The sequence below is a fragment of the Streptomyces sp. NPDC006691 genome (genome assembly GCF_042869955.1).
Lineage (GTDB): Bacteria > Actinomycetota > Actinomycetes > Streptomycetales > Streptomycetaceae > Streptomyces.
The window spans coordinates 168,278-185,969 of the sequence record NZ_JBIAGW010000013.1 but is presented as its reverse complement, the minus strand read 5'-3'; the positions used below and the strand labels follow the sequence as shown (position 1 = coordinate 185,969).

Below are 17,692 nucleotides of genomic sequence, written 5' to 3'. Positions count from 1 at the left end.
CGTCGTCCGCTCACCCGTCAGGCTCGTCATGCGTCGAGCAGCGCCACCGCCCTCGCCCAGCCGGCGCCCGCGCCGGCGATCCGGACCGGGAAGCACGCGACACGGAATCCGTGGGAGACCGGCAGCCGGTCGAGCCCGGCGAGCCGTTCGACCTGGCAGTACTCCCGGTCCCGGCCGATCATGTGGGCGGGCCACAGCACCGAACGGTCACCCGTTTCCCGGTAGCGGGCGATGATGTCGCCGAAGGGCGCGTCCAGGCTGAACGCGTCCGTGCCGATCACCCGGACTCCCTGGTCGAGCAGCAGGTGCACGGCCGAGCCGTCGAGCCCGGTGAAGTCCGTGAAGTACTTCCGCGTCCCCGACCAGGCGTCGGCACCGGTCCTGAGCAGCACGATGTCCATGGGGGAGAGGGTGTGCCCGATCCGGTCCAGCTCCCGCCGCACCACGTCGGCGCCGGCCGCGCCCGTGCCCTGGTCGCTCAGGTCGAGCACGACCGCGGGCCGGAAGAACCAGTCGAGCGGCATCTCGTCGATGTGCCGCGGCGGCCCGTCGCGATAGGAGGCGCGCGTGCCGTAGTGCGAGGGCGCGTCGACGTGCGTACCGGTGTGGGTCGTCAACTGGAGGCGGTCGAGCGAGAGGAACTCGCCCTCCGGCAGCTCCGCCGGGTCGAACTCGATCCCGAAGTGGTCACGCATCTCATCGCTCATGTGCGCCGCGGCCTCCTTCGGGCCGAGCACGTCGTGCACCACGGGATCGGGCTCGAAACCCGCCGCGTCCACGGGCGAGGACAGGTCGATGATGCGCACACGAGCCTCCCGGCGATGGGTTCCTGCAAGTCAGCCCATGTTCACCAGCGCGGCTGGAAGAGCGTTGGAGCCTGGATGAACGGCCGCCCGCGCGCCCGCACACCCCGCGCTCGACCGATCCTGGAGAAGCCGCTGACAACGTCGTGACCCGTCAAGAACCCGGGAACGCACCCGCCCCGGCACAAAGGAGCGGCGGAAGGGACACGGCATGGCAGCACAGGCCCCGACGGCCCCGGCGGAGGTCTACGCCGAGGTACAGCACTTCTACGCACGGCAGATGCGGCACCTGGACTCCGGCCGGGCCGAAGCCTGGGCCGGCACCTTCACCGCGGACGGCTCCTTCGCGCCGCCGTCGCTCCCGGCACCGGTGCGCGGCCGCCCGGCCCTGAGCGAAGGTGCCCGCCAGGCCGCCGCGGGCCTCGCGGCCGCGGGCGAGACGCACCGCCACTGGGTCGGCATGCTCACCGTCACCCCCGCCGACGACGGTTCGCTGACGGCCGAGAGCCAGGTCTCGGTCATCGCGGTTCCGCGGGGCGGCCCCGCCCGGCTGCACCTGGTGTGCACCTGCCGGGACGTCCTGGTGCGCGAGGCGGGCGAACTCCTGGTCAGGGAGAGGGTGGTGACCCGTGACGACCGGCCGTAGCGGGAGCAGGCCGCGCGTCGAGCGGCCCGGCCCCCGGTCCCGGACATGAGCGCGGCCCCGGCCTCGACAACGCCACGGGGTGTGATCGTCACAGGCGGCGGGACCGGCATCGGACGGGCCACGGCCCGCGCCTTCGCGGACCGCGGCGACCGGGTACTCGTGGTGGGCCGTACGCCCGCGACCCTGGCCGGGACCGCCGAGGGGTACCCCGGCATCAGCGTCCTGGCCGCCGACCTCACCGACCCGGACACTCCCGGTGCCGTCACCGCCGCGGCGCTGGACGCCTTCGGCCGCATCGACGTGTTGGTCAACAACGCGGCCACCGGCGGATTCGCCTCTCTCGCGGAGACCGGGCGGGAAGCGGCCCTCGACCAGCTCGGCAGCAATCTCCTGGCCCCGCTGCTGCTGACCCGGCAGACCCTTGACGCCCTCGGCGCCGATGGCGGCGGAACCGTGCTGAACATCGGCTCGGCCGGCGCGCTGGGCCGGCGTGCCTGGCCACAGAACGGGGTCTACGGCGCCGCCAAGGCCGGACTCGACTTCCTGACCAGGACCTGGGCCGTGGAACTGGCACCCCGCGGCATCCGGGTCCTCGGCCTGGCGCCGGGCGTGATCGACACCGGCATCGGTGAACGGTCCGGCATGTCACAGGAGGCCTACGCGGGCTTCCTCCAGCAGATCGCCGCGCGCGTCCCGGCCGGCCGCGTCGGCCGCCCCGAGGACATCGCCTGGTGGGCCGTCCAGCTCACCGACCCGCGCGCCGCCTACGCGACCGGAGCGGTGCTCGCGGTCGACGGCGGTCTGTCCCTCACCTGAACCACGCCCCGAAGGAGACCGCCGTGACGTACACGGACACCGACGAGACGGCCACCGACGCGAGCCCCGCGGCGACGGAGGAGGTCCGGCAGACCGACAGCGAGCTGGGCCGTCATCTCCTGACCGCCCGAGGCTTCCACTGGATCTACGGAACGAGTGGCGATCCCTACGCCCTGACGCTGCGTGCGGAGAGCGACGACCCGGTGGTGCTCGCGCGCCGCATCCGGGAATCGGAGACACCGCTGTGGCAGAGCGCCGCGGGGGCCTGGGTCACCGGCCGGCACGGTGTGGCCGCCGCGGTGCTGGCCGACCCGCGGCTGAGCCTGCGCCACGCCGACCTGCCGGGTCCGCAGCGGCACGTCTTCTCGGACGCCTGGAGCAATCCGCTGCTGTGCCACATCATCCCGCTGGACCGGGCCTTCCTCCACGCCTCGGGCACCGACCACGCGCGCTGGGAGCGGTCGGCGGCGCCGGTCCTCGGCGCGGCCGCAGCGGACGGGCACCGCAAGAGCGCCGAACGCCTGCACCGGGAGACGGCCGACGGACTCGGTGCCGCCTTCGATCTCATGGCGGACTACTCCCGCCCGGTGGCCACCGAAGCCGCCGCGGTGCTGCTCGGTGTCCCGGACGCGCAGCGGACCCGCTTCGCCCGCGCCTGTCCGGCCCTGGGTGTCGCGCTCGACGCGGCGCTCTGCCCGCAGCCGCTCGTCGTCACCCGCCGGCTCACCGAGGCGATCGAGGACGTCCGCGCCCTCATCGGCGATCTCGTCGCGGCGCGGCGGGCCGAGCCGGGTGACGATCTGCTGAGCACGGTCCTGAGTGCCGGCTCCGCCGACTCCGCCGGCTCTCGCGCCCAGGACGCACTCGCGGTCGGTGTGCTGACCGCCGCGGTGTGCGTCGAGTTCACCGCCGGGCTCATCAACAACGCCCTGGAGGCACTCCTCGCCCATCCCCGGCAGTGGGCGCTGCTCGGCGAGAGTCCGGAACTGGCGGCCGGCGCCGTGGAGGAGACGCTGCGTCACGCGCCGCCGGTGCGGTTGGAGAGCCGGATCGCCGCCGAGGACCTGACCCTGGCCGGTCAGGACATCCCGGCCGGCGCCCAGGTAGTGGTCCATGTCGGAGCGGCCAACCGGGATCCCGGGGCGTTCTTGGCCCCGGACCACTTCGACCTGACCCGGCCCCCGGGACCGGGGCAGTTGTCGCTGGCCGGCCCGCACACCTCCCTGTTCGGTGCGTTCGCCCGGCTCCAGGCCGAGACCGCGGTACGCACCCTGCGGGAGCGCCACCCCCGGCTGGCCCCGGCCGACGGCGTCCAGCGCCGGATGCGGTCCCCCGTCCTGGGCGGGGTGCTGCGGTTTCCCCTCACCACCTCCGCGTGACGTGCGCCGGACCGCCCGGGCGCGGCACCGCCGGAGTTCCGACCGAGCCGCGGAGAACGGAGCCGCGGAGAAAGGACCGGCCATGCGGGTACTACTGACGTCCTTCGCGATGGACGCTCACTTCAACGGGGCCGTGCCGCTCGCCTGGGCGCTGCGGGCCGCCGGGCACGAGGTACGGGTGGCGAGCCAGCCGGCCCTGACGGGGAGCATCACGGCGGCCGGACTGACCGCCGTCCCGGTGGGAGCCGACCACGGTCTCGACGAGATGGTCAAGGGGGTGGGTGACTCGGTGCTGTCCCACCACGCCCATCAGTCGCTGGACCCCGCTGCCCCCGGTCAGCTCACCCCGGCCTTCCTCACGGGCTGGGACACGATGATGACCGCCACCTTCTTCGCCCTGGTCAACGACGATCCGATGGTCGACGAACTCGTCGCGTTCGCCCGCGCCTGGAAGCCGGACCTCGTCCTGTGGGAGCCGTTCACGTTCGCGGGCGCGATGGCCGCGAAGGTGACCGGCGCGGCCCACGCGCGGCTGCTGTCCTTCCCCGACATGTTCATGCCGATGCGGCGAGCCTTCCTCGCGCAGCTCGGCCCCGGCACCCCGGCCGGGGACAACGAGCAGCGGGCGGCGCACACCGAGGACTCCCTCGGCCAATGGCTGGAGTGGACGCTCGGGCGCTACGGCGTGCCCTTCGACGAGGAGGTGGTGACCGGCCAGTGGTCGGTCGACCAGGTACCGCGCAGCTTCCGCCCGCCGTCGGGCGTCCCGACCGTGGGCATGCGCTACGTCCCGTACAACGGGCCGTTGCCCGCCGTCGTACCTGACTGGCTCCGGGTCCCGCCGACGCGTCCGCGCGTGTGCGTCACCCTGGGGCTCACCGCGCGGACCTCGGAGTTCCCCAACGCGGTCCCGGTCGACCTGGTCCTCAAGGCGATCGAGGGACTCGACGTCGAGGTGGTGGCCACGCTCGACGCCGAGGAGCGGACGCTGCTGACCCAGGTCCCGGACAATGTGCGTCTGGTGGACCACATACCGCTGCACGCGCTGCTCCCGACCTGCGCGGCCATCGTGCACCACGGGGGTGCCGGGACCTGGTCGACGGCCCTCGTCGAGGGCGTCCCGCAGATCGCCATGGGCTGGATCTGGGACGCGATCGAACGGGCGCGCCGCCAGCAGGAACTGGGTGCCGGTCTCCACCTGCCCTCCCACGACGTCACGGTGGAGGGGCTGCGGAGCAGGCTCGTACGGCTCCTCGAAGAACCCGCGTTCGCCGCGGCCGCTGCCCGGCTGCGCACCGAGGCCGTGTCCGAACCGACCCCGGCGCAGGTCGTCCCCGTACTGGAGCGGCTGACCGCCCAGCACCGCGCCCACGGGCGCCGACGCTCAGGAGGTACGTCCGCATCATGCGTGTCCTGATCACCGGCGGCGCCGGCTTCATCGGATCCCACTATGTGCGCTCCCTGCTGGCCGGCGGTCTGCCCGGCCCCCGGCCGAGCCGGGTGACCGTCATCGACCTGCTCACCTACGCGGGAAGCACGGACAACCTGCCCCTGACGGACCCCCGGCTGGACTTCCGGCGGGTCGACATCCGCGACCTCGACGCGCTCCTCGACGTGTTCCCCGGTCACGACGCGGTGGTGCACTTCGCGGCCGAGACCCATGTCGACCGTTCTCTGACCGGGGCCGGGGAGTTCGTACGCACCAACGTGCTGGGCACCCAGGCGCTGCTGGAGGCCGCCCTGCGCTGCGGGACCGGCACCTTCGTGCACGTCTCAACGGACGAGGTCTACGGGTCCATCTCCGAGGGGACCTGGACGGAGGAGGAGCCGCTGCTGCCCAACTCGCCCTATGCGGCGTCGAAGGCCGGCAGTGACCTCGTCGCCCGCTCCTACTGGCGCACGCACGGGCTCGATGTCCGCACCACCCGGTGTGCCAACAACTACGGCCCGCGCCAGCACCCGGAGAAGCTCGTCCCGCTGTTCGTCACGGAGTTGCTGGCCGGACGGAGCGTGCCGCTGTACGGGGACGGCGACAACGTCAGGGAGTGGCTGCACGTGGACGACCACTGCCGTGCCGTCCACGCGGTACTGACGGGCGGCCGGGCCGGCGAGATCTACAACATCGGCGGCGGCACACATCTGACGAACCGTCAAATGACGGCGAAATTGCTGGAGTTGTGCGGAGCGGACTGGTCCCGGGTCCGTCAGGTGCCCGACCGCAAGGGCCACGACCTGCGGTACGCGGTGGACGACTCGAAGATCCGCAGGGAACTCGGCTACCGGCCGCTGCGGTCGCTCGACGACGGTCTGCGCGAGGTCGTCGACTGGTACCGCACCCGGTCGGCCCAGCGCCCGGATGCGGCAGAGCGGGTGTGAACCGGCGCTCGTCGGGGCCGGCCGCACGAGGGCCGGGCCGGTCCCGGCGAGCGCCGAGCACAGAGCCCCGGCCCGCCCGTATCGGGCGCCGGCTCAGCCGCTGATGACCCGCGCGGCCTTGCGTACCTGCTCGACCAGGAGCGCCTGCCGCAGCAGCGCCTCGCCCAGTGCGGCCCGCCCGGTGCCCGACAGGGCGGCCGTCGCGAACGCGTCGAGCGCGTTGCCCACCTGGTGGTCGGCGGGCAGCGTCACCTCGGTGATCCGGTCCTGCTGTTCCAGGCGGACCGCCGGACGGTGTTCCCGGGGCGGCGTGAAGGCCCGCGGCACACTGATCCTTCCCCGGCTGCCCCACAGGGCGTACACGGACCGGTAGGAGTGCTGGAATCCGAAGTCGAGCTGAGCCGTCACGCCGGTCGACGTGGAGAGCAGCGCGCTTCCCGCGACATCGACACCGGTGGCCTCGTCGACGCGCAGACAGGCACCGAGGACGTCGAGTTCGCCGGCGAGGTGGAGCTGGGCCGCGCGCAGCGGATACACCCCGACGTCCAGCAGGGCGCCGCCGCCGAGCCGCGCGTCGTGGCGGAAGGACGCAGAATCGGGCGGCGGCACTCCGAAGGAGCTCGAAAAGACCCTCAGTTCACCGATCTCGCCGGCCATCTCCCGTACCGCCGCGTGCTGCGAGTGGTGCAGGAACATGAAGTTCTCGGTGAGCGCCAGATCGAACCGGGCGGCCAGCGCCACCAGTTCGGCGCTCTGCGCGTACGTGGTGCTGAGCGGCTTCTCCACCAGGACGTGTTTTCCGGCGGTCAGCGCCTCCGCGACCCACTCGTGGTGCATTCCCGGCGGCAGCGGCACATAGACCGCGTCGATGTCGTCCCGGTCGAGCAGTGCCTGGTAGCCGGCCACCGCCGCGCACCCGAAACGGGCCGCGAGACGTTCGCTCCGCGCCCCGTCCCGGCTCGCCACAGCCACCAGCCGCACCGACTGATGCTCCACGAGCGCGGGCAGGATCCGGCGCACCGCGATATCGGCACAGCCCAGAACGCCCATGCGGAGTACGGGTCGTGGAGTGTCCTCGGGCATCTGCCACCTCACCTGTCGGATACGTCACCGATCAAGCTAGCCAGATCAGGTCGAAAACCCCTGGACGCCCGCTGGAGCAGGCTCTTTCCGCGGGGACTCCATGGCTCCTGGACCGGGCGGCGCGAGCATGGCCCGGAGGCAATCCTTTGAGGAGGGACGGCTATGACGTCGGACGCCAAGGCCCTGGTCCTGGAGCAGGTTCGCGAGTACCACCGTCAGCAGCGGCCAGAGCACTTCGTGCCGGGAGTGACGCCGATCCTCTCCTCGGGTGCGGTCCTGGACGAGGAGGACCGGATCTCCCTGGTGGAGGCCGCGCTGGAGCTGCGGATCGCGGCCGGGACGTACGCGCGGCGTTTCGAGAGCAGGTTCGCCCGCCACATCGGCGTACGCAAGGCGCATCTGGTCAACTCCGGCTCCTCGGCGAACCTTTTGGCGCTCTCGGCGCTGACCTCACCCCGGCTCGGCGAGCAGCGGCTGCGTCCGGGCGACGAGGTGATCACCGTGGCCGGCGGCTTCCCCACGACGGTGAACCCGATCATCCAGAACGGCCTTACGCCCGTCTTCGTCGACCTCGAACTCGGCACGTACAACACGACGGCGGAACGCGTCCGGGCGGCGATCTCGGACCGGACCAGGGCCATCATGATCGCGCATACCCTCGGCAACCCCTACGAGGCGGCGGAGATCCAGCAACTGGCAACCGACCACGACCTGTTCCTGGTCGAGGACAACTGCGACGCCGTGGGCTCAACCTACCAGGGACGTATGACGGGCACCTTCGGGGACCTGGCCACCGTCAGCTTCTATCCCGCCCACCACATCACGACGGGCGAGGGCGGCTGTGTCCTGACCAGGAACCTCGAACTGGCCCGGATCGTCGAGTCGTTCCGGGACTGGGGCCGCGACTGCTGGTGCGAGCCGGGCGAGGACAACACCTGCCTCAAACGGTTCGACTACCAGCTCGGCAATCTCCCCAAGGGCTACGACCACAAGTACATCTTCTCGCACATCGGCTACAACCTGAAGGCGACCGACCTCCAAGGGGCCCTGGCGCTGAGCCAGTTGAAGAAACTCCCGGCGTTCGGCGAGGCCCGGCGGCGCAACTGGCAGCGGTTGCGCGACGGCCTCGCCGACGTCCCGGGCCTTCTGCTGCCGAGTGCGACGCCGGGCAGTGACCCGAGCTGGTTCGGCTTCGTCATCACGGTGCTGCCCGACGCCACCTACACCCGACGCGACCTGATCGCCTTCCTGGAGGACCGGCGCATCGGCACACGCCGGCTGTTCGGCGGCAACCTGACCCGGCACCCGGCGTATCTCGACACCCCGCACCGGATCGCGGGGGACCTCCGCAACTGCGACATCATCACTGAGCAGAGCTTCTGGATCGGGGTGTACCCGGGCATCACCGAGGAGATGACCGACTACATGCGGGAGTCCATCGTCGAGTTCGTCACCAAGAACGGCTGAGCCGGCCGGCCGGACCCGTCAGCCGATCATCCGGTCCAGCAGCGCGTCCTCCCCGCACCCGGGTATGTCCAGCCACGGCTCCGCCGCGAGCACCGCCTGTTGCAGACGCTGCAGCCGCGGCGACGGCGAGAGCCCCAGTTCCTCCGCCAGCCGGCGGCGCAGCATCTGGTAGACGTCCAGCGCCTGCCAGGAGCGACCCGCCCGGTACAGCGCCGTCATGCACTGGGCGTGCAGGCCCTCGTGCAGCGGGTGGCGTCCGGTGAGTTCGATCAACTCCGCCAGGAGTTCCGCGTGGCGTCCCAGCCTCAGATCCGCTTCGAGACACCGCTCCAGCACACCGAGCCGGCTCTCCTCAAGACGGGCCACCTCGATGCTCAGGACAGGCCCTATCCGCACGTCGACCAGCGCGGACCCGCGCCACAACGACAGCGCCTCACGGAAGTGGGCGGACGCCTCCTCCTGGCGGTCCTCGGCGGTGGCGACCCGCCCCGCGGCGACCAGCCGCTCATACCGCGGCACATCGACGGCGTTCGGGGGTGCCTGCCAGGAGTAGCCGCCGTACTGGGTGACGAGGACGTCCTTGGCGGACACTCCGGCGTCGGTGCCGTAGGCGGCGGTGAGCTGCCTGCGCAGCTGGAGGATGTAGGTGTGCAGGGTGGCCAGCGCGCTCTGGGGCGGTTCGTTGCCCCAGATCTCCTCCATCAGGGTCGCTACGGGCATGACGCGATTGGCGTGAATCGCGAGCAGGGCGAGGATCTGGCGCGGTTTCGCCGCGGTCGGCACGATCGAACGGCCCCGCACCTCGGCCGTCAGCGGTCCCAGCAACCAAATGTCCATGTCTCTCCCCCATGTGGTCGGTGGAGCACCGCGAAGAGCTCCTTGCCTGGCAGTCTTGCTGGCTGCTTCCCGTCTCAACCAGTACTGAGGGCCCGGCCACGCATATGCGGAACGTGTGCGCAAGATGTGTGTTTCTCATATAGGTACCGCGCCGAACGCACTGGTAGCGGGCCGGTCCGGCCGAAAGGATGGCGACAGCGCGCCGATTCCGGCCGGGATCGGGCACGCCGCCACGAAGTCGACAGGGAAAAGGAGCACACATGTCACCGATCACGCCTCCGCCGAACGTCGACGCGCCGGCCGCCGGGGCCTGCGACGATCTCGTGATCACCGAGTTCGGTCCCGAATCCGGTGAGTTCTCCGACAGCCGTATCTGCATCTGCTGGATGCCGGCGCCCGCCCCGAGGTCCGCCGCGGACGGCTGCCGTCTGCTCCGATGAACCGTCCGCCGCCCCCGGGCGACCGGCTCCCGCGGCTCGGATTCGCACCGCATCTGCGCGTCGAATCGGTGCCGGGGGAGGCCGTGTTCCTGATGACGGAAGAGCGGGTGACCACGCTCGGTGGCGAACAGGTCGCCCTGCTGGCCCCCTTGCTCGACGGCAGCCGTGATCTGCCCCGCATCGTCGCCGACGCGGCGCCCGGGCTGTCGGCCGAAAACACCGAACGCCTCGTGACCAGGCTGCTGGACGCGGGCCTGTTGTACGCCTGTCCGCCGGGCGGATCCACCGGACCTGAGCGGACCTACTGGACTCTGACCGGCTTGGAGACGCGGCCCGGCGCCGGAGGGGACGCGCGGGTGGCCCCCGTCGACTTCACCGAGGACGCCGGAAGCACGCTGCGCGAGGCCGTGTCGGCGGCGCGGCTGCGCACCGCGGCCGCGGGCGAGCCGGCCGATCTGACGCTGGTGCTGTGTCACGACTATCTCGATCCGCGGCTGAGCGCGCTGGACGCGGAACACCGTGCCGCGAGACGCAGTTGGCTGCCCGTGCGAGCGAGCGGTACCCACCTGTGGATCGGCCCGTTCTTCTCCCCTGACGAGGGCCCTTGCTGGCGCTGTGTCGCGGATCGGCTCCGGTTGCGCCGGCGCGGCGAGGCCTACGTCCAGCACCGGCTCGGGCACAGCGGCCCGGTCGCGCACCGGCCGTCGTATCTTCCGGCGGGGCGCGCGGCGGCTCTGCAACTGGCCCTGCTGGAGGCGGGAAAGTGGCTCGCCGGGCATCGGCAGGCCGACCAGGGAAGCCTGTGGCGGCTGGACACCCGCACCCTGGAGAGCAGCCGCCATCCCGTGCGGCGCCGCCCTCAGTGCTCCCGGTGCGGCGATCCCCTGCTCGTACGCGACCGGGTGTCGGCCCCAGTCGTGCTGTCCCCCCGGCCGGTGCGCGACACCGGCGGAGGGGGGCAGCGGACGGTCGGCCCGGACCGGGTGCTGGCACGGTACGGCCATCTCGTGGATCCCGTCACCGGTCTGGTCGGCGAGATCCGTCGGGATCCGCGGGGACCGGAGTTCCTCAATTGCTTCCACGCGGGCGCTCAGCCTCCCTGGGACCCCGCGCTGCCGCCGCCCCCGCTGCACACCCCGCTGCGCAGCCCCGGATCGGGCAAGGGGATCACCGAACTGCACGCCCGGGTCAGCGCGTTGGCCGAGGCCCTGGAGCGGTACAGCGGATACTTCCAGGGCGACGAGCCGCGGCGGCGGGCCAGTTACCGCGAGCTCGCACCACTGGCCGTCCACCCCGACACCGTCCAGCTCTTCGACCGGCGGCAGTTCGAGGACCGGGCTGCCTGGAACCGCGCGCACGGGCCCTTCCACCAGGTGCCGGAGATCTTCGACGAGGACGCCCCGCTCGACTGGACGCCCGTCTGGTCACTGACCGAGCAGCGGCAGCGGCTGGTGCCCACGAGTCTGCTCTACTACAACGCCCCGGACGCGGGCACCCGGTACTGCCGGGCCACCTCCAACGGAGCCGCCGCGGGGACCAGCCTGGAGGACGCCGTCGTCCACGGCTGCCTGGAACTGGTGGAGCGGGACGCGGTGGCCCTGTGGTGGTACAACCGCACGCGGCAGCCCGGCGTGGTCTTCGACCCGCGGGATCCGTGGCTCGCGCAGGCGCGGGCCGTCCTCAAGGGCATGGGGAGGTCGGTCTGGGCCCTCGACCTCACGTCCGATCTGGGGATCCCCGTCGTGGCCGCCGTCTCGGCCCGCATCGGGAAGCCCGCCGAGGACATCGTGCTCGGCTTCGGCGCCCACTTCGACGTACGGGTCGCCCTGCGCCGGGCGCTCACCGAACTCCATCAGATGCTTCCGCCGTTGGTCCGGGAGCCCGTTGGCGGTGGGTCCGCCTACACCGGCACCGACCGCGAGGCGCTGCGCTGGTTCCGGCACGCCACCACCGCCAACCAGCCCTATCTGCTGCCGGCCGCACGGCGGTCCACCCGACCGCCCGCGGCTCTGCGGCCGCCCGCCGACGCGGCTGCCCAGGCCGAGGCCCTGGTCGCGCTTCTGCACCGGCACGGGCTGGACGTCCTCGTTCTCGACCAGACCCGCCCCGACGCGGAGATGCCCGTCGCCAAGGTGCTGGTCCCCGGGCTGCGCCCCATCTGGGCGAGATTCGGCCCGGGCCGCCTTTTCGATGTGCCGGTCGCGCTCGGCCGACTGTCCCGTCCCACGGAACTCGCCGATCTCAATCCCCTTCCGCTGCATCTGTGACGGGGTGAAGCACTTACTGAACCAGCTGTGACGGTTCGCGGTGAGCCTCGGACGGATCCGGCGGCGCCGAAACGGGCCCGGACACGCCTCCGGCCCACCGCTGCGGCGTTGAAGCGGTGGGCCGGAAGGGGAAGTGGGGACTCAGCCGTTGCGGCGCAGGGCTTCGGACAGGCGGGCCGCGGCGTCGATGATGGCCTGGGCGTGCATCCGGCCCGGGTGGCGGGTCAGCCGCTCGATGGGGCCGGAGACCGAGACCGCGGCCACCACCCGGTTCGACGGGCCGCGCACCGGCGCGGACACCGAGGCCACGCCCGGCTCGCGCTCGCCGATGGACTGGGCCCAGCCCCTGCGGCGCACCCCGGAGAGGGCCGTCGCCGTGAAGCGGGCGCCCTGGAGGCCGCGGTGCAGGCGCTCCGGCTCCTCCCAGGCCATCAGGATCTGCGCGGAGGAGCCGGCCTTCATGGTCAGCGTGGAGCCGACCGGCACGGTGTCGCGCAGGCCCGAGAGGCGCTCGGCGGCAGCCACGCAGATCCGCATGTCGCCCTGGCGGCGGTAGAGCTGCGCGCTCTCGCCCGTGACGTCCCGCAGATGCGTCAGGACCGGGCCGGCCGTGGCCAGCAGGCGGTCCTCGCCGGCCGCCGCGGCGAGCTCGGCGAGCCGCGGGCCGAGGATGAAACGGCCCTGCATGTCCCGAGCCACCATCCGGTGGTGTTCCAGTGCCACGGCCAGTCGGTGTGCCGTGGGTCGTGCGAGCCCTGTGGCCGCGACCAGACCTGCGAGGGTGGCCGGACCGGACTCCAGAGCGCTCAGGACAAGGGCAGCCTTGTCCAGAACGCCTACGCCGCTAGAGTTGTCCATGCAACGATATTCGCGTCTCACTCTGTGAAACGCAAGTTCAATTTTCTCCGGAAGTCGTCAAGCTGTACTGGCGATCCGTACAACGGAACGCGGCCCTTGTCCGGGGCGTGCGCACGGGCAGGGCAATGGGTCTCTAGAAGTGCCGGCGAAGCCGCCGGCCGGAGGGAAGGCGATGGGTAGGACACTCGCGGAGAAGGTCTGGGACGACCATGTCGTCAGGCGAGTCGAGGGCGAGCCGGACCTGCTCTTCATCGATCTTCACCTGCTGCACGAGGTCACCAGCCCGCAGGCCTTCGACGGACTGCGCAAGAACGGCCGCCAGGTACGGCGCCTCGACCTCACCATCGCCACCGAGGACCACAACACCCCCACCATCGACATCGACAAGCCGATCGCGGACCCGGTCTCACGGGTCCAGCTGGAGACGCTGCGCAAGAACTGCGCCGAGTTCGGTGTGCGGCTGCACCCGCTCGGCGATGTCGAGCAGGGCGTCGTCCACGTGGTGGGACCGCAGCTGGGCCTGACCCAGCCGGGCACCACCGTGGTCTGCGGTGACTCGCACACCTCCACCCACGGCGCCTTCGGCGCGCTGGCGTTCGGCATCGGCACCAGCCAGGTCGAGCACGTCCTGGCCACCCAGACGCTGCCGCTGGCCCCCTTCAAGACCATGGCCATCACCGTCGACGGCGAACTGCCCGACGGCGTCACCGCCAAGGACCTCATCCTCGCCATCATCGCGAGGATCGGCACCGGCGGCGGCCAGGGCTACGTCCTGGAATACCGCGGCTCCGCCATCGAGAAGCTGTCGATGGAAGCCCGCATGACCATCTGCAACATGTCCATCGAGGCCGGTGCCCGCGCGGGCATGATCGCCCCGGACAAGACCACGTTCGACTACCTGGAAGGGCGCGCCCACGCCCCCCGGGGCGAGGACTGGGACGCGGCGGTCGCGTACTGGAAGACCCTCAAGTCCGACGAGGACGCGGTCTTCGACGCCGAGGTCGTCATCAAGGCCGACGAACTGGCCCCGTTCGTCACCTGGGGCACCAACCCCGGCCAGGGCGCGCCCCTGTCGGCCAACGTCCCCGACCCGGCTTCGTACGAGGACGCTTCGGAGCGCCTGGCCGCCGAAAAGGCCCTGGAATACATGGGGTTGACCGCGGGCCAGCCGCTGCGCGACATCGACGTCGACACCGTCTTCGTAGGTTCGTGCACCAACGGCCGCATCGAGGACCTGCGCAACGCCGCGGCCGTCATCGAGGGCCGCAAAGTCGCCGACGGCGTACGGATGCTGGTCGTCCCCGGCTCGGTCCGGGTCGCCCTGCAAGCCATGGACGAGGGCCTGGACAAGGTGTTCACGGCCGCCGGCGCCGAATGGCGGCACGCGGGCTGCTCGATGTGCCTCGGCATGAACCCGGACCAGCTGGCCCCCGGCGAGCGCTCCGCGTCCACCTCCAACCGCAACTTCGAGGGCAGGCAGGGCAAGGGCGGCCGCACCCACCTGGTGTCGCCCCAGGTCGCCGCCGCGACCGCGGTCCTCGGCCATCTGGGCTCGCCCGCCGACCTGTCCGACGCCCGTACCCCCGTGGAGGCCTGAGAACCATGGAAGCTTTCACCACGCACACCGGCCGGGCCGTTCCGCTGCGCCGCTCCAACGTCGACACCGACCAGATCATCCCGGCCCACTGGCTGAAGAAGGTCACCCGGGACGGCTTCGAGGACGGCCTCTTCGAGGCCTGGCGCAAGGACCCCGAGTTCGTCCTGAACAAGCCCGAGCGCGAGGGCGCCACGGTTTTGGTGGCCGGCCCCGACTTCGGCACCGGCTCCTCCCGCGAGCACGCGGTGTGGGCGCTCCAGAACTTCGGCTTCAAAACCGTGATCTCGTCCCGCTTCGCCGACATCTTCCGTGGCAACTCGCTGAAGAACGGGCTGCTCACCGTAGTTCTCGACCAGAAAGTCGTGGACGCGCTGTGGGAGCTGACCGAGCGCGATCCCGACGCCGAAATCACCGTTGACCTGGAGGATCGCCAAGTTCGCGCGGAAGGCGTCACCGCCGACTTCGAACTCGACGAGAACGCCCGCTGGCGGCTCCTGAACGGCCTGGACGACATCTCCATCACGCTCCAGAACGAGCCGGACATCGCCACCTACGAGGCCCGTCGACCGGCTCACAAGCCGAGCACGATCCAGGCCTGAACCGCCTATTGACCCCCCTTCGGCTGCATCGCGCCCCCTGATTTCCGGATTGATTTCCGGGCAGGGGGCGCGTCGCGTTTTGGGCTCCGGGGGTGACGTCAACTAGCCTTGTGCGCAGGGCAGATGGCCGGATAGTCGCTTGCGCGACCGAGGGGGCGTACGGACGTCCCCGAGTCGCCGGATTCGCTCAGTTGCCCCCGCCGGAGGTGACAACTCGCCTCAGATGGCACAATCGACGCATGGAACGCGACAGCCAACTCAAGCTCTACGGGCTGGTGGCGGACCAACTGAAAGAAGCGCACACAAGGGTGCGCGAACTGCAAGTCCCGGAGGGCGTACGGATGGCGCTGTCCCGGAAGCTGCTGGTCATAACAGCGGCTGCCAAACACGATCTCGCCGATGCGGCAAGGCGTCTGGACCGGTTGTTGAAGGACCTCGACGAGGGCCGATTCCCCGAAGGCGACTGAGCCGTAAGGAACTAGGCGAGAGCCGACTTCGTTGCGGCACTAGGGTGATTAGCCCGTTTCGTGTTTGATTTGCGGTATATATCTGCCTAACGTGCGAAAAGGCCTGGACACTTTCGCTCAGGCAATGTCTCCGAAGGGGAAGACGTGAACAAGGCGCAGCTCGTAGAAGCGATTGCCGACAAGGTCGGCGGCCGTCAGCAGGCCGCGGACGCGGTGGACGCGGTGCTGGACGCGGTCGTCCGCGCAGTCGTCGCCGGGGACCGCGTCTCGGTCACCGGTTTCGGCTCGTTCGAGAAGGTCGACCGCCCGGCCCGTTACGCCCGCAACCCGCAGACGGGTGAGCGCGTCCGGGTCAAGAAGACCTCGGTTCCGCGCTTCCGCGCGGGCCAGGGCTTCAAGGACCTCGTCGCGGGCTCGAAGAAGCTCCCGAAGAACGACGTGGCCGTCAAGAAGGCCCCCAAGGGCAGCCTCTCGGGCGGTACTTCCACCCGGACGACCGTCAAGAAGGCCGCGGCCAAGAAGGCCACGACCGCCAAGAAGGCGACCGCCAAGAAGACCGCGGCGGTGAAGAAGACCGCTGCCGCGAAGACCACGGCGGCGAAGAAGACCACCGCCAAGAAGGCGACCGCCAAGAAGACGACGGCGACCGCCAAGAAGGCCGCGCCGGCGAAGACCGCGACCGCCAAGAAGGCCACCGCGAAGAAGACCGCGCCGGCCAAGAAGACCGTCGCGAAGAAGGCGCCCGCGAAGAAGACCACGGCGCGCAAGACCACCGCCAAGAAGGCGACCGCTCGCAAGAAGTAGTCACCAGCGGCAAGGCTCAAGCGCCGGGCCGGGCTCCCCTCGGGGAGACCCGGCCCGCGGCCGTTTCCGGCCAAGTCGCCGCGCGGCCGCCCCGCAGGGCCCGCCGCGCGGGGCTCAGAACGTTTGCAGCGTCACCAGCGTGATGCGGAGTTCCGCGCCCGAGCCCTCGGTCTCGATACGGACCCGCTGCCCGGCCCGCAACAGCCGCAGCCCGCCCGCGTCGAAGGCCGGCGCCCCGAAGTCCACCGGGGTGCCGTCGTCGAGCAGCACACTGCCGCTGCGGGTCTCGGAGTCGTATGTGTACGCGGTCGCCTGCATACCGGTCAGCCTAGGGCCTGTCCGGCGGATCCGGTCGCCGTCGGGAGACCTCGGCAGACGGGCGGGCCGGGACCGCGCGCCCCAGGCGGGATCCGCCGGTCGGGCCCCTAGTGCCCCCGTACGGGGTCCAGGGCGCCCAGCAGGGCCGTGGTGGACGGGCCCACCCCCAGGGTGAGGGCGGTGCGCAGATCGGCGCCGGTGTCCACGTCCCGGCGTACCGATTCCACGTCCGCGAGCAGGATTTCGCCGGCGCCCGATGCCGAATGGGCCGTTCGTGAGGGGCCGCCGAAGAACGGGTCCAAATCCTTGCCGGGAAGGGCCGAAAGGAAAGTCGTGCCGATTCCGGCCGCGTCCGCGAGAAATGCCCGCGGAAATGCCCCGGCCGCGGCGAGCACCCGGCCCAGCTCGGCGGGGCGCAGCGCGGGCAGGTCCGCGTTGAGGGCGGCCACGGGGAGCGCCCGGCGCGCGCGTACCCGGCGCGCCCCGTGCGCGAGGGCCGCGTTGAGACCGGCGCCGGGGGAGTCGGGCACGACGCGGGCGCCGAGCGCGGCCAGTTCGGCCCCGGCCAGGCGGTCGTCCGTGACGACCGCCACATCGCGCACCGCCGGGCAGGCGAGGGCGGCCGCCACGGTGTCGCGCGCGAACGCCAGGGCGAGCCGCGGCCGCAACTCGTCGCCGACGGCGGCCGCGAGCCTGCTCTTGGCCAGCGCCAAGGGCTTGAGGGGGATGACGAGGGACCAGCGGGCAGCTGTGGCGGTGTTCGTGGCGTCCCCTCCGTCCGGGCGCCGCCCCGGGTCGGCCGGACGGCGGCGGCTTCATTGTCACCCGCCCGGACGGCCGCCGTGCGGACCGGGGCGTACGGTGTTCTCGACAGACCAGGGGCCTGGGGCGACACTTGCCCCCAGCAGCAACCCAGCGTCCGTTCCCCCGGGTCC

The 17,692-nt window shown here is 71.5% G+C and carries 18 protein-coding genes; 12 read left to right on the top strand and 6 right to left on the bottom strand.

From position 1 onward, the window contains the following. Positions 1 to 26: 26 nt before the first annotated feature. Positions 27 to 806 carry a cyclase family protein gene (locus ACFYNP_RS26485; protein ID WP_388788797.1) on the bottom strand — a complete coding sequence of 260 codons (780 nt, stop codon included), beginning with the start codon at positions 804 to 806 and terminating at the stop codon, positions 27 to 29. Between the two features lie 208 nt (positions 807 to 1,014). On the opposite strand from ACFYNP_RS26485, the gene ACFYNP_RS26480 reads away from it, so the two are divergent. The 5 genes from ACFYNP_RS26480 to rfbB all read left to right on the top strand — a co-directional run bounded on the left by ACFYNP_RS26480 (position 1,015) and on the right by rfbB (position 6,020). Next, positions 1,015 to 1,449, top strand: a complete 435-nt coding sequence (locus ACFYNP_RS26480; RefSeq protein WP_388412143.1) for a nuclear transport factor 2 family protein — start codon at positions 1,015 to 1,017, stop codon at positions 1,447 to 1,449. Positions 1,450 to 1,530: 81 nt separating this feature from the next. Then, complete coding sequence (locus ACFYNP_RS26475) at positions 1,531 to 2,265, top strand: SDR family NAD(P)-dependent oxidoreductase (RefSeq protein ID WP_388788794.1); 735 nt, start codon at positions 1,531 to 1,533, stop codon at positions 2,263 to 2,265. A gap of 23 nt (positions 2,266 to 2,288) precedes the next feature. Next, positions 2,289 to 3,644, top strand: a complete 1,356-nt coding sequence (locus ACFYNP_RS26470) for a P450-derived glycosyltransferase activator (RefSeq protein ID WP_388788791.1) — start codon at positions 2,289 to 2,291, stop codon at positions 3,642 to 3,644. 82 nt (positions 3,645 to 3,726) lie between these two features. Beyond that, positions 3,727 to 5,061 (top strand): activator-dependent family glycosyltransferase, encoded by a 1,335-nt coding sequence (locus ACFYNP_RS26465; RefSeq protein WP_388788788.1) that lies wholly within the window; start codon positions 3,727 to 3,729, stop codon positions 5,059 to 5,061. Beyond that, positions 5,049 to 6,020 carry a dTDP-glucose 4,6-dehydratase gene (rfbB, locus tag ACFYNP_RS26460; protein WP_388412148.1) on the top strand — a complete coding sequence of 324 codons (972 nt, stop codon included), beginning with the start codon at positions 5,049 to 5,051 and terminating at the stop codon, positions 6,018 to 6,020. The genes ACFYNP_RS26465 and rfbB overlap by 13 nt, the downstream gene beginning before the upstream one ends. Positions 6,021 to 6,113: 93 nt before the next feature. On the opposite strand, the gene ACFYNP_RS26455 is transcribed toward rfbB, so the two are convergent. After that, positions 6,114 to 7,103 (bottom strand): Gfo/Idh/MocA family protein, encoded by a 990-nt coding sequence (locus tag ACFYNP_RS26455; RefSeq protein ID WP_388788785.1) that lies wholly within the window; start codon positions 7,101 to 7,103, stop codon positions 6,114 to 6,116. Positions 7,104 to 7,265: 162 nt separating this feature from the next. Between ACFYNP_RS26455 and rfbH the strand changes: the two genes are divergently transcribed. After that, positions 7,266 to 8,570, top strand: a complete 1,305-nt coding sequence (rfbH, locus tag ACFYNP_RS26450) for a lipopolysaccharide biosynthesis protein RfbH (protein ID WP_388412150.1) — start codon at positions 7,266 to 7,268, stop codon at positions 8,568 to 8,570. Positions 8,571 to 8,588: 18 nt separating this feature from the next. Here rfbH and ACFYNP_RS26445 read toward each other — a convergent pair whose 3' ends face one another. Then, positions 8,589 to 9,407 (bottom strand): BTAD domain-containing putative transcriptional regulator, encoded by an 819-nt coding sequence (locus tag ACFYNP_RS26445; RefSeq protein WP_388412151.1) that lies wholly within the window; start codon positions 9,405 to 9,407, stop codon positions 8,589 to 8,591. 260 nt (positions 9,408 to 9,667) lie between these two features. Between ACFYNP_RS26445 and ACFYNP_RS26440 the strand changes: the two genes are divergently transcribed. Further along, positions 9,668 to 9,847 (top strand): hypothetical protein, encoded by a 180-nt coding sequence (locus tag ACFYNP_RS26440; protein WP_388412153.1) that lies wholly within the window; start codon positions 9,668 to 9,670, stop codon positions 9,845 to 9,847. After that, positions 9,844 to 12,114 (top strand): TOMM precursor leader peptide-binding protein, encoded by a 2,271-nt coding sequence (locus ACFYNP_RS26435; RefSeq protein WP_388788782.1) that lies wholly within the window; start codon positions 9,844 to 9,846, stop codon positions 12,112 to 12,114. The genes ACFYNP_RS26440 and ACFYNP_RS26435 overlap by 4 nt, the downstream gene beginning before the upstream one ends. Positions 12,115 to 12,255: 141 nt before the next feature. Here ACFYNP_RS26435 and ndgR read toward each other — a convergent pair whose 3' ends face one another. Continuing rightward, positions 12,256 to 12,972 carry an IclR family transcriptional regulator NdgR gene (gene ndgR / locus ACFYNP_RS26430; protein WP_053644579.1) on the bottom strand — a complete coding sequence of 239 codons (717 nt, stop codon included), beginning with the start codon at positions 12,970 to 12,972 and terminating at the stop codon, positions 12,256 to 12,258. A 172-nt stretch (positions 12,973 to 13,144) separates the two neighbouring features. Here ndgR and leuC point away from each other — a divergent pair, with 172 nt between their 5' ends. From leuC to ACFYNP_RS26410, 4 genes are all read left to right on the top strand, one after another. Next, positions 13,145 to 14,569 carry a 3-isopropylmalate dehydratase large subunit gene (leuC, locus tag ACFYNP_RS26425; protein WP_388788779.1) on the top strand — a complete coding sequence of 475 codons (1,425 nt, stop codon included), beginning with the start codon at positions 13,145 to 13,147 and terminating at the stop codon, positions 14,567 to 14,569. A 5-nt stretch (positions 14,570 to 14,574) separates the two neighbouring features. Beyond that, complete coding sequence (gene leuD / locus ACFYNP_RS26420; RefSeq protein WP_388412159.1) at positions 14,575 to 15,168, top strand: 3-isopropylmalate dehydratase small subunit; 594 nt, start codon at positions 14,575 to 14,577, stop codon at positions 15,166 to 15,168. Between the two features lie 239 nt (positions 15,169 to 15,407). Beyond that, the gene (locus ACFYNP_RS26415; protein ID WP_100577918.1) at positions 15,408 to 15,635 is read left to right on the top strand and encodes a hypothetical protein; all 228 of its coding nucleotides are present in this window, start codon (positions 15,408 to 15,410) and stop codon (positions 15,633 to 15,635) included. 144 nt (positions 15,636 to 15,779) lie between these two features. Beyond that, entirely contained in the window at positions 15,780 to 16,439 is a 660-nt protein-coding gene (locus ACFYNP_RS26410; protein WP_100577919.1) for an HU family DNA-binding protein, read from the top strand. Positions 16,440 to 16,553: 114 nt separating this feature from the next. On the opposite strand, the gene ACFYNP_RS26405 is transcribed toward ACFYNP_RS26410, so the two are convergent. Next, complete coding sequence (locus ACFYNP_RS26405; protein ID WP_100577920.1) at positions 16,554 to 16,757, bottom strand: hypothetical protein; 204 nt, start codon at positions 16,755 to 16,757, stop codon at positions 16,554 to 16,556. Between the two features lie 107 nt (positions 16,758 to 16,864). Continuing rightward, positions 16,865 to 17,485 carry a 2-phospho-L-lactate guanylyltransferase gene (gene cofC, locus ACFYNP_RS26400; protein ID WP_388788871.1) on the bottom strand — a complete coding sequence of 207 codons (621 nt, stop codon included), beginning with the start codon at positions 17,483 to 17,485 and terminating at the stop codon, positions 16,865 to 16,867. Between the last annotated feature and the right edge of the window lie 207 nt (positions 17,486 to 17,692).

What these genes read in the sequence shown, in the direction of transcription:
- ACFYNP_RS26480 (WP_388412143.1), top strand. Translation starts at nt 1,015, where the DNA reads ATGGCAGCACAGGCCCCGACGGCCCCGGCGGAGGTCTACGCCGAGGTA.
- ACFYNP_RS26465 (WP_388788788.1), top strand. Translation starts at nt 3,727, where the DNA reads ATGCGGGTACTACTGACGTCCTTCGCGATGGACGCTCACTTCAACGGG.
- rfbB (WP_388412148.1), top strand. Translation starts at nt 5,049, where the DNA reads ATGCGTGTCCTGATCACCGGCGGCGCCGGCTTCATCGGATCCCACTAT.
- ACFYNP_RS26455 (WP_388788785.1), bottom strand. Translation starts at nt 7,103, where the DNA reads ATGCCCGAGGACACTCCACGACCCGTACTCCGCATGGGCGTTCTGGGC.
- rfbH (WP_388412150.1), top strand. Translation starts at nt 7,266, where the DNA reads ATGACGTCGGACGCCAAGGCCCTGGTCCTGGAGCAGGTTCGCGAGTAC.
- ACFYNP_RS26445 (WP_388412151.1), bottom strand. Translation starts at nt 9,407, where the DNA reads ATGGACATTTGGTTGCTGGGACCGCTGACGGCCGAGGTGCGGGGCCGT.
- ACFYNP_RS26440 (WP_388412153.1), top strand. Translation starts at nt 9,668, where the DNA reads ATGTCACCGATCACGCCTCCGCCGAACGTCGACGCGCCGGCCGCCGGG.
- ACFYNP_RS26435 (WP_388788782.1), top strand. Translation starts at nt 9,844, where the DNA reads ATGAACCGTCCGCCGCCCCCGGGCGACCGGCTCCCGCGGCTCGGATTC.
- ndgR (WP_053644579.1), bottom strand. Translation starts at nt 12,972, where the DNA reads ATGGACAACTCTAGCGGCGTAGGCGTTCTGGACAAGGCTGCCCTTGTC.
- leuC (WP_388788779.1), top strand. Translation starts at nt 13,145, where the DNA reads ATGGGTAGGACACTCGCGGAGAAGGTCTGGGACGACCATGTCGTCAGG.
- leuD (WP_388412159.1), top strand. Translation starts at nt 14,575, where the DNA reads ATGGAAGCTTTCACCACGCACACCGGCCGGGCCGTTCCGCTGCGCCGC.
- ACFYNP_RS26415 (WP_100577918.1), top strand. Translation starts at nt 15,408, where the DNA reads ATGGAACGCGACAGCCAACTCAAGCTCTACGGGCTGGTGGCGGACCAA.
- ACFYNP_RS26405 (WP_100577920.1), bottom strand. Translation starts at nt 16,757, where the DNA reads ATGCAGGCGACCGCGTACACATACGACTCCGAGACCCGCAGCGGCAGT.